This is a genomic window from Streptosporangium sp. OZ121 (genome assembly GCF_051918885.1).
Lineage (GTDB): Bacteria > Actinomycetota > Actinomycetes > Streptosporangiales > Streptosporangiaceae > Streptosporangium.
On the sequence record NZ_JBPXMC010000002.1, the window covers coordinates 345,605 to 359,959 of the forward strand.

Here is a 14,355-nt window from a genome sequence, read left to right on the forward strand (position 1 = left end):
GGCGGGATCGCCGCCGGAGCCGGTCGGACGGATCAGGTGGAGCTTGAGGACGCGTTCACGGCGGCGCCCGGCGAGGCTCGGCGGCGCCCGGCGACGACGAGATCGCCGCCGGGGACCGGCCGGACGGATCAGATGGAGCGGCGATGGGTCCAGCGGCCGCCGAGCAGGGTGCCGAGGATCGGCATGCGGCGCAGGCCGTCCCCGTCCAGACCGGCCGGATCGTACTCGGTGATCACCAGGTCGGCGGGATCGCCGGGACGCACCCCGGCGCGCCCCCTGGCCGCCGCCGCGAGCGCCGCCGGCAGCGGGATCGCCTGCTCCGGATGCCACGGCGGCCGCTCGTCGTCGGTCCTGGCCACCGCCGAGGCGATCCCGTCCCACGGGTCGAGCGGCGCCACCGGGGCGTCGGAGCCCAGCTCGATGACGGCGCCGGCCGCCAGCAGGTCGGCGTAGGCGAAGGCCCTGCCGGTCCGCCCGGACCAGTGCAGGTCGGCCACGTCGCGGTCGTCGGGCGCGTGGGCGGGTTGCACGCCCGCGACGAGGCCGGCCCTGGCGAACCTCCCGAAGTCCTCCGGGCGGACCAGCTGCGCGTGCTCGATCCTCCCCGGGCAGCCGGTCCGCTCGAAGGCGTCCAGCGCGATGTCCACCGCCAGGTCGCCGATCGCGTGCACCGCCGGGTCGATCCCGTGCCCCGCGGCCAGGGCCATGACGCCGTACAGCTCCTCGGGCGCCGTCTCCAGCAGCCCGCGCGCGTCGCCGCCGGGGTACGGGTCCTCGCAGTAGGCGGTCCTGGTGTTCAGCGACCCGTCCACGAACGTCTTGACCGGCCCGACCTCCAGCAGGCCCCCCGAACCGGCGACGGGCTCGCCGGTGCGCAGCCCGCGGCCGATCGCCTCCTCCAGCCGGGTCACCGGGATCGAGCAGCCGACCCGGACGTCGATCCGCTCCGACCGGACCCGCCGGGTCCAGTCGGTGACGTTGTCGGCGAACTCGAAGTCCAGCACGCCGACGACGCCCCTGGCCGCGGCGGCGGTGGTGGCCTCGGCCACCCAGCGGTCCAGCTCGTCCCGGGGCGGCGGGGGCATCTCCGCCATCGCGTCGTAGCAGTCGCGCTCGCGCAGCACCCCCGTCGGGTGCTCGCCCCTGCCGATCGCCGCCAATGCGGCCGGGCTGAACCAGGCGGTGTGCAGATCATTGCTGACCAGGACGATCGGCTGGCCGGGCGCCGCCGCCTGGAGCAGCGACTTGTGCGGCGTGTCCGGCCACAGGGCGTCGCGAAAGCCGTAGCCGACCGTGAACCCGGAGGCGCCGGGCGCGCCGGAGCGGGGCGCGACGAGGTCGACCGCCTCCCGCGCCGACCGCGCCGAGGCCAGGTCGATCCTGCGCCGGGCCTGCGCCCACTGCGCGGAGTGCACGTGCGCGTCCCACAGGCCCGGCAGCAGGGTGGCGCCCCCGGCGTCGACCGACTCGTCACAGGGGGGCGGCTCCGCGGCCACCTCCGCGACCCGGCCTCCGGCGATCAGGACGTGGCGGAGCGGGCCGCCGGGACCCAGCCGCGCGTTGCGCAGCAGCAGACGGGGGGACGGTGAGGACATAAGCAGAGATTAGGCGCACAACCGACGCGCGCTCCCCCGGGTACCGGATTCTTCCCGGCCACCGTTCTTTCCCGTGTCGTCAAGTCTTTCCCGTGTCGTCGAGCACAGCGCCCGTCGCTCGTGCGAAAGACCGGAACCCGCGGTCCACGCTCCCAGGCGATCGAACTCCTATCAGGCTGCGATCCGGGTGCCTAAGGTAAACGTGGATCGCCTTCGGCAGGAGACTTTCGATATGGGGCCGACACCGCCCGCGTCATCGGAAAACGGGTCATCTCCGGATGAATACTCGGGAATCAATCCGGAGTTGATGGAGCGATTCATCGCGTCGCTGGAGCAGGCGCGGAAAGTGGTGGGCGAGGAGCTCTCGGGAATCCTCAGGGCGCTTTCCTCGGTGGACGCCGACCGGTCCGCGGCCCTGCGGATCCGCGAGATCGAAGGCTGGCTGGACCAGGAGATCCCGCGACTGCGCAGGCGCAACCAGCTGATCCAGGAGCCCGACCTCCTGAAGGAGTGGGCCGCGGGCCTGGCGGGGCCGGGTCCGCTGGGACTCACGCCGGGGCCCGGGGGCGGAGGGCTCACGGCCTTCGACGAGAAGGCTCTCGCGACACGCACTCTCGCCACCGACGAGGGCGAGAAGCTCGCGGAAAGCCTCAGCGCCCTGGGACACCCGACTCCGTACTCCTCGGAAAACGTATACGACGGCATCTTCGACCGGCTCGCCGGCAGGCGGAATGACGCCGACTTCACCGCGGGATTCTTCTCCGCCCTCGGCCCGAAGGGCGCGGCGGCAGCGCTTCGGAAGCTGAATCACTATCACGGAGAATCCGCTCGAAAACACTGGAAGACCATGGGGGAGGCTCTCGCCACGGCGGTGGCCCGGCGGCCGAGAACGCTCGGCCCGGCCTGGGAACCGGAGAACCTCGGGAAGACGCAGGGGGCCGATCTGGGCCTGGCGCTCGGCCACGGCAGGTTCCCTTCCGGGTGGTTCACCGAGGTGATACGTCCCCGCGTCCACAAAGCCGCCGAGGGCGGGGGTCCGGCACGCTGGACCGCCGACCTGAGCCATTTCCTGTCCGCCCTGGCCAACAATCCGGAAACGGCCAGAGCCCTGTTCAACGACCTGTCCCCCGGAGATCTGAGGGAACTGTTCTCCGAACTCAACGAGCAGGTCTCGCTCTATCCCAACGAGCATGACGTGATCGCCTTCGACCTGGAGAAGGAGTTCGGCCGGATGCTCGCCGCCGGAGCCGGTGTCTTCGAGAAGCGCTCCCCCGGCCCCGAGGCGGTGCGATTCGCCTTCAACACCATGACGACCATGGGCGAGCTCCGGACCGAAGCGGACTTCCGCAATCCGGAGGGGCAGCCGATGGAGGTGGCGAAGGGCGCGAGAATCTTCATGTCGATGCTCGCGGGCGCCTACGCCGCCGAGATCATCGAGGGCGCCGACGCCGGTGACGCCAACCGGACACAGGACAGCGCGTTCGAGAAAACCGCCACGCTCACCGCAGGCCTGCATCCGAAATTCCGTCTCAGTCCCGGCGACACCTACCGTTTCATCAAGACCTTCGCCGACTCGGCGGAGCGGATGAAACCGTTCGACGCGGGAATGGGCAGGTTCTCCAGGCACCTCATGGACGAGGCGGGCGCCAAGGACCGCGGGGCGGGCATCAAACACCTCGGAAGAACCTTCGCGAGCCTGGGCTACGTTTCCGGCATGCAGTTCGCCGCGGCGAACGAGGTCCAGGGAAAAATGGATGAGTATGACCAGGAGGTGAGGGATCGGCTCTTCCTCCTCATGGGATTGGGAGTCGACCTCGTGGGATTCGGCGTCTCGCAGTGGGCCGCCGCGACGCTGGACGCCTCGGGCGCGAGCATGGCGTTCGACCCGGCCGGAGAGCTGATCTGGTTGCTGATCGGCAAGTCCGCGAGCGAGACCGTCGACTCGTACAAGGACATCGACAAAACCCGCCTGGACACTCTCAAGGAGCGTAATCGCCTGGCCACCCTTGGGCGCGAATACTGGATCTTTCACGAGTTGAAGCGCTACGGGTTCTCCTACCCGGTGCCCCCGGACGATCCGGCCTTCAGCCGGCCTCCCATCACCGGGAAGGACGGCAACCTGCTCCCCTTCGACAAGCTGGCCAAGGACCCGAAGGCGTTGAAGAACCTCGCCGACTGGATGATTCGCAACGGCTCGGGCAGCGGAGACGACAGCACCGTCGGAGAGGCGGCCACCCGGCTCAACAACGCTTTCGGCGGCGCCAAGGACAACACGCAAACAAACCCAAGCCCTTTGGGGTAGTTCACAAAGCGACCCTGAGGCATTGAGTCTCGCCGGAGAGCTCGAAATGCTTTTTCCGCGAAGAATCAACAGTGATTTTGACACGCGATTCACCCTTGACGGACTCATTGCTCGGCGTTTTCCAGTCGACAGAAACAACCTTGTATCCGCGCTTCCCCAGGCCGCCGGTCAGCATGTTGAAGATGATGACCGGTTCGTCGACGCTGGAAGCGTCCACTCCGGCAACCCCATACGTTCGTTTTGCCTTCCCCTCTCCGCAGGGGATGTCCTTGCCACCCTCGTCCGTCACCGTGACATCTTTTGCGTGGGTCGACTTCACCAACCAGTCGATGTCGGCCTTCAACGTCGCTTCGGCCTGAGCCGCCGTCGGCCCCGGAGGCTCAGAAGAGCACGCTCCCAACGCCAACATCCCCAAGGCGACGATCACGGCCGCCCCGGCACGGGCGGAAGCAAGGCGCACCATGGAGCTCTCCGTTCACGTCGGCCAACATCCCCAGACCCAATGATGTCTGATAACCAAGCGATTTCCAGGAGGAGTGCCTGAACACGTCAGACCACGATGGACAGCGAGCGCAACCGTTCGTCCAGATCCCGGACGTGCTTGTTGCCCTCCCACGGCTGAAGCTGGACGCGAGTTCGCCGTACGGAGTGAACGAGTCTGGCAGAGCTGTGTCGCACGGTGATTTGAGCAGCCTCACCGATCATGGCGGTGGCCGCCGGAATCTCTTGTTTTTGAATCAGCGCGGTCGCGTATTCGAGATTCAGGATGCCCCGCTCGCGATTCCAGCCGGATCGATTCGATCCGGACCCCATCTCCGTCATGATCGGATCCGCCGCGCTGATCGCTCGATCGGGCTGTTTGAGCCCGACCAGACAGAAGACGGCATGGCGTGCGACACGATCCTGGTTACACCAGAAGAGGTGCCGAAGATCACTGGCCTCCCGATTTCTTCCCGCCAGTGAGATGGCACGGTCGAGCACGCGGAGACTTTCATCGTCGGACCTCGTCCTCGAGAGCACACGGGCGATAATGAGAAAAGTCGCCGCTTGCTGCAGACGGTTACCACTGCTCTTGGCCCAGCCGTCAGCCGCGAAGACATGGTCCATGGCGACCGTGGGCTTTCCCTGGTGAAGTGCCATATCAGCCAGCAACCCGTGCATATGAGCCAGGAGGGCGGGCGCATTCAGCTCGTGCGCCGCAGCCAGTCCCTCCTCGTATCGACAGGCGGCCGCGGCATGATCCAGCAGATCAAAGTGACACCAGCCCGTCATGTGGCTCAGGCTCCAGTAGACGCGGAGCAGGCGCTCGCGCAGGGCCGGGGTGAGGGAGCCCCGCTTGAGGAGGTCGTCGACCATGGCGCGTTTGGCCTCGGCGACCGGCAGGACTCGCCGGGGGCCCGATGATTCGTCCATGGTCCACAGGCGGGCGGTGAGCCGTTCCAGCACGTCGATGGTGGCCGCGTCGATCGGGCCCTGGTGCCGGGCGGCCGCTGCCAGGCGTTCCCGCTCCGGCGGGGTGAGGTGGCGCAGCAGGCCCAGGGCCGGTGTCCCGCCCAGGAGCAGGGCCAGTTCGAAGAGCAGTTCGCGGCGTTTCACGTCGGCCTCCTCTGCGCCGACCGCGCGCAGCAGGTCGGCACAGCGGGCGGGCGCGGGAACGAGCGGGGAAAGTACCTTCGTCCCCTTGGTGCCCGGGACGGCCGGTCCGGACACCTGGCGGCAGTGGTGCGCGTCGAGGTGACGGTGATCCGTCTGGTCGATCAGGTCGCGGTCGCGCACCCCGTAGGAGGCGTAGACCTCGTCGGTGACCAGGCGGCGGGCGGTGGTCTGGTAAATGCGGGCGAAGATGGCGACCGCCCCGGCGCCGGGACGCCGCCCGGCCTGCGGCCATGCCTCGTAGTCGTAGAAGCGCGCGGCACGCAGGGTGGCGGTGCCCGCCGGGTCGAGGTCGTTGTAGGCGGCCACCACCTCACCCGCCGTGCGACCGTGGGCGTAGCGGTACAGGCGCAACGGGCTGACCTGGTGGTCGAGGGCGAACACGCCGGCGATCTGGTCGAACGTGAGGCGGCAGGCCCGCAGTGCCTCGCTGCGCCGTCTGCATCCCAGCAGGATCCGGTATCCCTCTCCGGGCATCCTCAACTCCCTTCCCCGAACACACACGGATCGTATGTCCATGGTCACGGAGAATGACAGCTCGCGGGGGAAGTGGGGATCCTCGGCCACTGGATGTGATGTTCTCGCAGGTCAGCGGCACTGTGTGCGGAGTATCTCGCTGACGCCGTCCCGGAGGGCTACCGCACGGGAGTGCCGGGCCACTGTTCTGCTGACGATTTTCCCCTGACCAGGAGACCAGGAGAACGCACATGACCGCTACCCACGACGGCGTGGCCCCGGAGTTGATCGAGGCGATGGTCCGGCTCCGCCCTGGCGGCATGATCTGGCGGCGGACCTTCCCCGGCCGTCCCTGCCAGGTTCCCGAGGCTCGACGCTTCGTCCGGTTTCTCCTGGTCGACTCCCCCCTCGGCCATGACGCGGAGCAGGTCGTCGCCGAACTCGCCGCCAACGCGGTCCGCCACACCGCCAGCGGACGGCCGTACGGCACGTTCGTCGTCGAGGTCGTCCGCAAACCCGAGACCACCCGCGTGACGGTCTACGACTCCGGCCAGGGGCCCGTACCCGCTCTCCCCCACCCCGCCCTCCTCGGCGAGAGCGGCCGGGGCCTCCTCCTCGTCACCGCCCTGGCTTCCCAGGTCGGCTGCCAGGGCACCCGAACCCACGGCCACGCCGTCTGGGCCCAGTTCACCAGCGAGAGACTCCCCACATCCCCAAGCGCATGACACCGGCGTGCGACACACGAAATCGGCATCCCGCCAGGCGGGATGGGACCGGGAACGCGGACGGCCCCCGCGAAGGAGTTCGCGGGGGCCGTACGGAAAAGCGGTGCGGTCAGAGACCGGCGGCGCTGCGCAGGGCGTCGGCGCGGTCGGTGGACTCCCAGGAGAAGCCCTCGCGGCCGAAGTGGCCGTACGCGGAGGTGCCCGAGTAGATCGGGCGGAGCAGGTCGAGGTCGCGGATGATCGCGGCCGGGCGCAGGTCGAAGACCTCCAGCACGGCCTGCTGGATCTTCTCGACGTCGGTCTTCTCGGTGCCGAAGGTCTCGACGAACACGCCGACCGGGTGGGCCTTGCCGATGGCGTAGGCGACCTGGACCTCGGCGCGGTCGGCCAGACCGGCGGCCACGATGTTCTTGGCGACCCAGCGCATGGCGTAGGCGGCCGAGCGGTCGACCTTGGACGGGTCCTTGCCGGAGAAGGCGCCGCCGCCGTGGCGGGACATGCCGCCGTAGGTGTCAACGATGATCTTGCGACCGGTCAGGCCGGCGTCGCCCATGGGGCCGCCGATCTCGAAGCGGCCGGTCGGGTTGACCAGGAGGCGGTAGCCCTCGGTGGCGATCTCCAGGCCGGCCAGGACCGGGTCGACCACGTGCTCCTTGATGTCGGGAGCGAGCATCTCCTTGAGGTCGATCTCGGCCGCGTGCTGGGTGGAGACCACCACGGTGTCGAGCCGGACGGGCCTGTCGCCGTCGTACTCGACGGTGACCTGGGTCTTGCCGTCGGGACGCAGGTAGGGCACCGTGCCGTCCTTGCGGACCTGCGACAGGCGCTCGGCGAGGCGGTGCGCCAGCTGGATCGGCAGCGGCATCAGCTCGGGGGTCTCGCGGCAGGCGTAGCCGAACATCAGGCCCTGGTCGCCGGCGCCCTGGCGGTCGAGCTCGTCGCCGGCCTCGCCCTCGCGGTTCTCGTAGGCGTCGTCGACACCCTGGGCGATGTCGGGCGACTGCGCTCCGATGGACACCGACACGCCACAGGAGGCGCCGTCGAAGCCCTTGTGCGAGGCGTCGTAACCGATCTCGAGGATCTTCTCGCGGATGAGACCGGGAATGTCGACGTAGGTCTCCGTCGTCACCTCTCCGGCGACGTGGACCTGACCGGTGGTGATCAGCGTCTCGACCGCGACACGGCTCTTGGGGTCACCCTTGAGCATGGCGTCGAGAATCGCGTCACTGATCTGGTCGGCGATCTTGTCCGGGTGGCCCTCTGTGACCGACTCGGAGGTGAAAAGGCGACGGGACAAGTCAGTGGCTCCTCATGCAGCGGCTGCTGGCGTCTGGGGGCTCTGGCGTCGGCGGACACCAGTAGCGCTCCGGCGAATTCTAGCCCCACCTGATGTGGGGCCGCGAAATCGTCTCAGATCATGTCACCCTAAAGTCTTAGATCCCGTACGGGAAAGAGAGCCTGCTCACCGGAATCCGGGCCGGGACCGCGTGCGTCCGCGACGCGAGGAGGGCTCGATCACGCCACCGAAAAAACCCGAAAAATCGGCATTTAGCTCATAAATCGGGCAGAGGGTCGGGGGGCAGCGTCTCGGGGGCGAAGACCTCGGCGTCGGCGGCGGCGACCACCGCGGCGTACTCCTCCTCGATCTCGAACACCATGTCGCCGAGCTCGATGGCCGCGCCCGCGGAGAACTCCAGCGGGCCGAGCCGGGTGCGCCGGGAGTGGGTGGCGTACACCGAGGTCGGCGCGTCGCGGTCGAAGAACTTGGTGGACATCACGCAGATGGTGCGGTCGGTGACCACGATGAGGAAGGTCGCCATGACCGGGGTGCCCACCGACAACGCGGGCAGGACGTAGTGGATCTCCTCCCCCGGAGGGAGCAGCGCCCGGCATCGAGCCCTGACGGCGGCGGCGACCGGCATGATCGAAACCCCTCCAAGCCGCGACATCGCAGGTCATCTCGGAGGCAGTATCCGCCGGGAGGCCGCCGACGGCAAGTGGTCGGATCCGCCGGAAGGTGGACTACGGCGAGCGGTCAGGCCAGGCGCGCGGCGACGAGGTCCCAGACCGTGTCGGCGAGGGCCTCCTTGGGGCCGCGGGGGATCTCGACCTGCTCCCCGCCGGCGACCAGGACCACGGCCGCGTTGTCGGGCGTGCCGAAGGCGAGGCCGTCGCCGACCTGGTTGACGACGAGCAGGTCACAGCCCTTGCGGGCGAGCTTGGCCCGCCCGTTGGCGAGCACGTCGTCGGTCTCGGCCGCGAATCCCGCGATCACCCGCGGGTACGGCTTGAGCCCCTCGCGGCGCCGCTCACCCAGTTCAGCCAGGATGTCAGGATTTTTCACGAGATGGATGGCGTCAGGCTCGTCGGCGGTCTTCTTGATCTTCGATCCGCTCCGCGCCGCGGGCCGGAAGTCGGCGACGGCGGCGGCCATGACCACGGCGTCGGCGCCCTCCACAGCGTCGAGCACGGCGGCGCGCAGTTCCAGTGCCGACTCGACCCGGACGACCCTGGCGCCCGCCGGATCGGGCAGGCCGACGTTGGCGGCCACCAGGGTGACCTCGGCCCCGCGGGCGACGGCCGTGCGGGCCAGCGCGTAGCCCTGCAGGCCAGAGGAGCGGTTGCCGATGAAGCGGACCGGGTCGATGGCCTCGCGGGTGCCCCCGGCGGAGATCACCAGGCGGCGCCCCGCCAGGTCGGCGGAGCGTCCGGCGAGAACCGCGCGGCAGACCTCGAAGATCTCCTTCGGGTCCGGCAGCCGGCCGGGGCCGGTGTCGGCGCCGGTCAGGCGGCCCACGGCGGGGTCGACGACGATCGAGCCGCGCTCGCGGAGCGTGGCCACGTTGGCGCGGGTCGCGGGGTGCTCCCACATCTCGGTGTGCATCGCCGGGGCGAACACCACCGGGCAGCGCGCGGTGAGCAGGGTGTTGGTCAGCAGGTCGCCCGCCAGCCCGTGGGCGGCCTTGGCGAGCACGTCGGCGGTGGCCGGCGCGACGACCACCAGGTCGGCGCCCTGCCCGATGCGGACGTGCGGCACCTCGTGCACGGACTCCCAGACGTCGGTCGTGACCGGGTTGCCGGACAGCGCGGCCCAGGTCGGCTCACCGACGAAGCGGAGCGCCTCCCTGGTCGGGACCACGCGAACGTCGTGGCCCGACTCGGTGAACAGGCGCAGCAGCTCGCACGCCTTGTAGGCGGCGATGCCCGCGCTCACACCGAGGACGACCCTGGGTCTGCCGGGAGACCCGGCTTCTTCTGGGGTCCGCACGAGGTGTTTCAGCCCTCGATCGGCTCGGAGGTCAGCAGGCCCTCGCTGACCTCGCGCAGCGCGATGGACAGCGGCTTCTCCTGCGCGTGGGTCTCGACGAGCGGGCCGACGTACTCGAGCAGGCCCTCGCCGAGCTGGGAGTAGTAGGCGTTGATCTGACGCGCCCGCTTGGAGCCGAAGATCACGAGACTGTACTTGCTGTCGACGATGTCGAGCAGGGCGTCGATCGACGGGTTGGTGATGCCTTCGGAGTAGGCGGCGCTGGTTGCCACGTGTGATTTCCCCTAGCTAGGTGAACGTCCGAGGCGCGAATCCTCGGGAGCATCAGCCAATAAGGCTATCAGCCGATGGCATACGCCCTGGACGGACGTGTTGACGAGTGTCAGGTCGAACTCCTGCTCGGCCGCCATCTCGATCCGGCCGGCCGCCAGGCGGCGGGCGATGACGTCCTCGGGCTCGGTGCCCCGGCCGCGCAGCCGCTTCTCCAGCTCTCCCCAGGTCGGGGGGGCCAGGAAGACCAGCAGCGCCTCGGGCATGGTCGCGCGGACCTGCCTGGCGCCCTGGAGGTCGATCTCCAGCAGCGTGGGCACCCCGGCGTCGAGCTTCTCAAGCACGGGGCCGCGCGGGGTCCCGTACCGGTTGCCGGCGAACTCGGCCCATTCCAGCAGCTCGCCGGAGGCGGCGAGGCGGTCGAACTCCTCGTCGTCGGCGAAGAAGTACTCGACCCCGTGGGTCTCTCCCGGACGGGGTTTCCTGGTGGTCACCGAGACCGACAGCCACACCTCCGGGTGTGCCCGCCGAAGCTCGGCGACGACCGTGGACTTGCCGACGCCCGACGGCCCGGACAGGACCGTCAGGCGCTTACCGGCCGAGAGGCCGGGGAAGGCTCGCGCCCCCTCCGGACCTCCGGCTGGGGATGTGAAGCGACCGGCCCCGCCCTCGGCGGTTGCCTCCGGAGTCCGACTCTCGTCGGACCACGACGTTCCGGTCACTCCAAACCCCCCGTGATGCCGTCCCCCATGCGGGGCGAGCGTGGTCGTATGAACCGAGACTAGCTCTCGGCCCCGCCGAACTCACGCTCGAGCGAAGCTCGCTGGTTCGTACCCAGGCCCCGCACACGGCGGGACTCTGCGATTCCAAGCCGCTCCATGAGCTGCTTGGCGCGGACCTTGCCCACGCCGGGAAGCGACTCGAGAAGGGCCGAAACCTTCATCTTGCCGATGACGTCGTCGGCCTGCCCGTCTTTGAGCACCTCAGCCAGAGAGACCGCACCGTGCTTCAGGCGGTTCTTCACCTCGGCACGCTCTCGGCGGGCCTTGGCAGCCTTCTCTAGGGCTGCGGCGCGCTGCTCAGGGGTAAGGGGAGGAAGAGCCACGCCGGGTCACCTCGAATTTCCTGTCGATGTACTCGGACGGGATGGGAAACTAGCTGGTCATGGCGCTTCAAGCAACGTCAAGGCCACTTTATCCCCCTAGAAAATCTACTTCGTGACTTTCCGTGCTCGCCGCGTTGCTCTACGTCGACGAAACTGCTCTCAACGCCGAGTTTTCAGGGGTTGTCCCACCCGCGACGCCCGGCGGTCTCCAGCGTCCCCTCACACGCGAAACCGGGTGGTTCCCGGCGTTACCCCACCCGCGACGCCCGGCGGCCTCCGGACCCCGTCACGCGTGACGCGTGACGCCCGACAGAGTCGCGGGCGCGCCGCCCACGACCGCCCGACGGGTTCACGGATCGCGTCGTACGCGACTTTCCGGATCGCGTCGTACGCCGACGCCCGGCGGTTTCCCGGACCGCGTCACGCGCCGTGCCCGGAGGCGGCGGAGACGCGCCGGAGGGCGGCGGCGATGCCCGCGGCCGTCGCGCCGGGATCGGCGGAGCCGGTGATCGGGCGGCCGATCACGAGAAGGTCGGCCCCGTCGGCCAGCGCCTGCTCGGGAGTCGCTACTCTTGCCTGGTCCTGGCTCGCGGCGCCGGCGGGGCGGACGCCGGGGGTGATGAGGGTGATGTCGGGCCCGACCTCGGCGCGCACCGCGGCGACCTCGCGCGGCGAGCAGACGAGGGCCTGGGCGCCCGCGGCGACGGCCAGCGCCGACAGGCGGCGCACGGCGTCCTGCGAGGGGCCGTTGACGCCCAGCTGGTCCAGGTCGGCCTCCGAGAGCGAGGTGAGCAACGTCACCGCCGCGATCTGGGTGTTGGGCATGGCCTCCACGGCCGCGCGGATCATCGCGGGGCCGCCGGCGGCGTGCACGGTCAGGATGGCGGGCTTGAGGCGGGCCACGGCCCTGGCGGCGCCCGCGACGGTGTTGGGGATGTCATGGAGCTTCAGGTCCAGGAAGATCCGCACTCCGCTCGCCCCGCGGACGGAGGCGATCACGTCGGGGCCGTAGCGGAGATAGAGTTCCAGCCCGACCTTGACGGTGGTGACGTGCGGGGTCACCAGGCTCGCCCAGTGGGCCGCGGTCTCGAGGTCTGGCGCGTCCAGGGCGACGGCGATGGGTGCGGGCGTCACAGGGAACTCTCCTCAAGATCTATCCGATGCCGGGAGGACGCCCCCGGCGGGCGGTGGGCCAGTCCGACCGCGTCGGCCAGCCGGTGGAACCCCCGGGCCGCCAGAAGCTCCTCCAGCTCGCGGAGGATGCGCAGGCAGGCATAGGGGTCGTGGAACAGCGCCGTCCCCACGGCGACGACGCAGGCGCCGGCGAGGATGAGCTCGAAGGCGTCCCTGCCGGTCAGCACGCCGCCCATGCCGATGATGGGCACGCTGGGCAGGGCCGCGTGGACCTGCCACACGCAGCGTACGGCCAGCGGCCGGATGGCCGGTCCCGACAGGCCGCCGGTGACGGCCGCGAGCGCGGGGCGCATGGCCTCGGTGTCGATGCTCATGCCGAGCGGGTTGTTGATCATCGAGAGCGCGTCGGCGCCGCCGTCCACGCACGCGCGGGCGACGCTCACGATGTCCACGACGTCCGGGGAGAGCTTGGCCACCACGGGCACGTCGTAGCGCATCACCGAGCGCACCGAGGCGATCACCTCGGCGGAGGCCGCGCCGTCGCGGGCGAAGACCCGGCCCCGGTCCTCGATGTTGGGGCAGGACAGGTTGACCTCCACCGCGGTGACCCCGGGCGCGTCGGTGAGCCTGCGGGCCAGCGCGGTGTACTCGGCCACGGTGCCGCCGCCGATGGACACCACGGTCCGCACGCCCCGCTGGGCCAGCCAGGGCAGCTCGCGCTCCAGGAAGGCGTCCACGCCCGGCCCCTGGAGCCCGACGGCGTTGAGCATGCCCGAGGGCGTCTCGGCCATCCTGGGGGTCGGGCGGCCCGCCCTGGGGGCCATCGTGATCGACCGGGTGGTCAGCGCGCCGATCCTGGCGAGGTCGAAGAACTGGGCCAGCTCAGAGCCCGACGCCGCGCACCCGGCGGCCGTGGTGACGGGGTTGACCAGCTCCACGTGCCCCAGGTACGTCCGCATGTCAACCGGCATTCCGCGTTCCCCCACCGGGCGCTCCCAGCGCGTCGAACGGGATCGTGCCGACGTCGTCGAAGCGGACGCGCTCGCCCCTGAAGACCGGTCCTTCGACGCACGAGCGCACCATCCGGGTTACACCGTCGTCCCCGATGACCGGGAGCACGCACGTCATGCACACGCCGATCCCGCACGCCATCCCCTCCTCGACGGCCACCTGGACGGGGATGTCGAACTCGACCGCCACCGCGGTGACGCCGCGCAGCACCGGCATCGGACCGCAGGCGTAGACGGCGTCGGCCCGCACGTCTGCGATCACTCCGGGCAGCACGTCGGTCACCCGGCCGCGCATGCCCAGGGAGCCGTCCTCGGTGGTCAGCGTGGTGGTCTCCCCCATCCTCCTGGCGCGCAGGGCGCCGAACACCCGGTCTGCGGAGACCGCGCCCAGGACGAAGTCGACGCGGCAGCCGCGCCCCTGGAGGGCGTCGGCCACGGTGAACAGCGTCGCCGAGCCGTGCTCGGCGCCGACCAGGACGCAGGTCACCGGGTCCCTGGGCAGCGGGAACGGGCGGCCGAGCGGGCCCACCAGGTCGAGGGTGTCGCGGGCGCGGCGCTCGGCCAGCCAGGCCGTGCCGGGACCTCGTACGGAGAAGACGAACTCGACCGTACCGCCGTAGTCGGGCTTGACGTCGTGGACGAAGAAGGCACGGCGCGTCAGCATCGACGTCCGCGCCCCGCCGACGGCCACCCCGACGAAGTGGCCGGGGCGGAAGCGCTCGGCGATGCCGGGCGCCACCACGGTCAGCGCATGGTAGGCGTCGACGCGGCGCGTCGTCAGCACCGTGCCGGTCACCTGTACCGGAGTAACAGGCGTCTCCCTCACCTCCGCTAAGG

At 70.0% G+C, this 14,355-nt stretch carries 14 protein-coding genes; 2 read left to right on the top strand and 12 right to left on the bottom strand.

All coding sequences use genetic code 11. The features are described 5' to 3' along the window. Window positions 1–128 precede the first annotated feature (128 nt). Window positions 129–1,595: an amidohydrolase gene (locus ACTOQ1_RS06395; RefSeq protein ID WP_440065139.1), complete on the bottom strand. Its 1,467-nt coding sequence runs from the start codon at window positions 1,593–1,595 to the stop codon at window positions 129–131. Between the two features lie 307 nt (window positions 1,596–1,902). Here ACTOQ1_RS06395 and ACTOQ1_RS06400 point away from each other — a divergent pair, with 307 nt between their 5' ends. Beyond that, a complete protein-coding gene (locus ACTOQ1_RS06400) occupies window positions 1,903–3,897 on the top strand; it encodes a hypothetical protein (protein WP_440065141.1) in 1,995 nt (664 codons plus the stop codon). A gap of 1 nt (window position 3,898) precedes the next feature. Here the strand turns inward: ACTOQ1_RS06400 and ACTOQ1_RS06405 are convergent, their stop codons facing one another. Together ACTOQ1_RS06405 and ACTOQ1_RS06410 are read right to left on the bottom strand one after the other, a co-directional pair. Beyond that, window positions 3,899–4,360, bottom strand: a complete 462-nt coding sequence (locus tag ACTOQ1_RS06405) for a hypothetical protein (RefSeq protein WP_440065142.1) — start codon at window positions 4,358–4,360, stop codon at window positions 3,899–3,901. An 86-nt stretch (window positions 4,361–4,446) separates the two neighbouring features. Then, window positions 4,447–5,934, bottom strand: coding sequence for a hypothetical protein (locus ACTOQ1_RS06410; protein ID WP_440065143.1), 1,488 nt, complete (start codon window positions 5,932–5,934; stop codon window positions 4,447–4,449). Window positions 5,935–6,257: 323 nt separating this feature from the next. Between ACTOQ1_RS06410 and ACTOQ1_RS06415 the strand changes: the two genes are divergently transcribed. Further along, a complete protein-coding gene (locus tag ACTOQ1_RS06415) occupies window positions 6,258–6,731 on the top strand; it encodes an ATP-binding protein (protein WP_440065145.1) in 474 nt (157 codons plus the stop codon). 109 nt (window positions 6,732–6,840) lie between these two features. Here ACTOQ1_RS06415 and metK read toward each other — a convergent pair whose 3' ends face one another. From metK to ACTOQ1_RS06460, 9 genes are all read right to left on the bottom strand, one after another. Then, complete coding sequence (gene metK / locus ACTOQ1_RS06420; protein ID WP_440065146.1) at window positions 6,841–8,028, bottom strand: methionine adenosyltransferase; 1,188 nt, start codon at window positions 8,026–8,028, stop codon at window positions 6,841–6,843. Window positions 8,029–8,284: 256 nt separating this feature from the next. Then, a complete protein-coding gene (locus ACTOQ1_RS06425; protein ID WP_440065148.1) occupies window positions 8,285–8,653 on the bottom strand; it encodes a hypothetical protein in 369 nt (122 codons plus the stop codon). Window positions 8,654–8,766: 113 nt separating this feature from the next. Next, on the bottom strand, window positions 8,767–9,999 hold the full coding sequence (gene coaBC / locus ACTOQ1_RS06430; RefSeq protein WP_440065149.1) for a bifunctional phosphopantothenoylcysteine decarboxylase/phosphopantothenate--cysteine ligase CoaBC: 1,233 nt from the start codon (window positions 9,997–9,999) through the stop codon (window positions 8,767–8,769). Window positions 10,000–10,007: 8 nt separating this feature from the next. Next, complete coding sequence (gene rpoZ / locus ACTOQ1_RS06435; RefSeq protein WP_030909981.1) at window positions 10,008–10,271, bottom strand: DNA-directed RNA polymerase subunit omega; 264 nt, start codon at window positions 10,269–10,271, stop codon at window positions 10,008–10,010. Window positions 10,272–10,283: 12 nt separating this feature from the next. Further along, the gene (gmk, locus tag ACTOQ1_RS06440) at window positions 10,284–10,856 is read right to left on the bottom strand and encodes a guanylate kinase (RefSeq protein ID WP_440065464.1); all 573 of its coding nucleotides are present in this window, start codon (window positions 10,854–10,856) and stop codon (window positions 10,284–10,286) included. 194 nt (window positions 10,857–11,050) lie between these two features. Further along, a complete protein-coding gene (mihF, locus tag ACTOQ1_RS06445; protein ID WP_030909986.1) occupies window positions 11,051–11,374 on the bottom strand; it encodes an integration host factor, actinobacterial type in 324 nt (107 codons plus the stop codon). A gap of 420 nt (window positions 11,375–11,794) precedes the next feature. Further along, window positions 11,795–12,508 (bottom strand): orotidine-5'-phosphate decarboxylase, encoded by a 714-nt coding sequence (gene pyrF, locus ACTOQ1_RS06450; protein ID WP_440065151.1) that lies wholly within the window; start codon window positions 12,506–12,508, stop codon window positions 11,795–11,797. After that, window positions 12,505–13,479, bottom strand: a complete 975-nt coding sequence (locus ACTOQ1_RS06455) for a dihydroorotate dehydrogenase (RefSeq protein WP_344749601.1) — start codon at window positions 13,477–13,479, stop codon at window positions 12,505–12,507. Before ACTOQ1_RS06455 ends, pyrF begins: the two co-directional genes overlap by 4 nt. Continuing rightward, the gene (locus tag ACTOQ1_RS06460) at window positions 13,469–14,314 is read right to left on the bottom strand and encodes a dihydroorotate dehydrogenase electron transfer subunit (protein ID WP_362845387.1); all 846 of its coding nucleotides are present in this window, start codon (window positions 14,312–14,314) and stop codon (window positions 13,469–13,471) included. Before ACTOQ1_RS06460 ends, ACTOQ1_RS06455 begins: the two co-directional genes overlap by 11 nt. Window positions 14,315–14,355 lie beyond the last annotated feature (41 nt).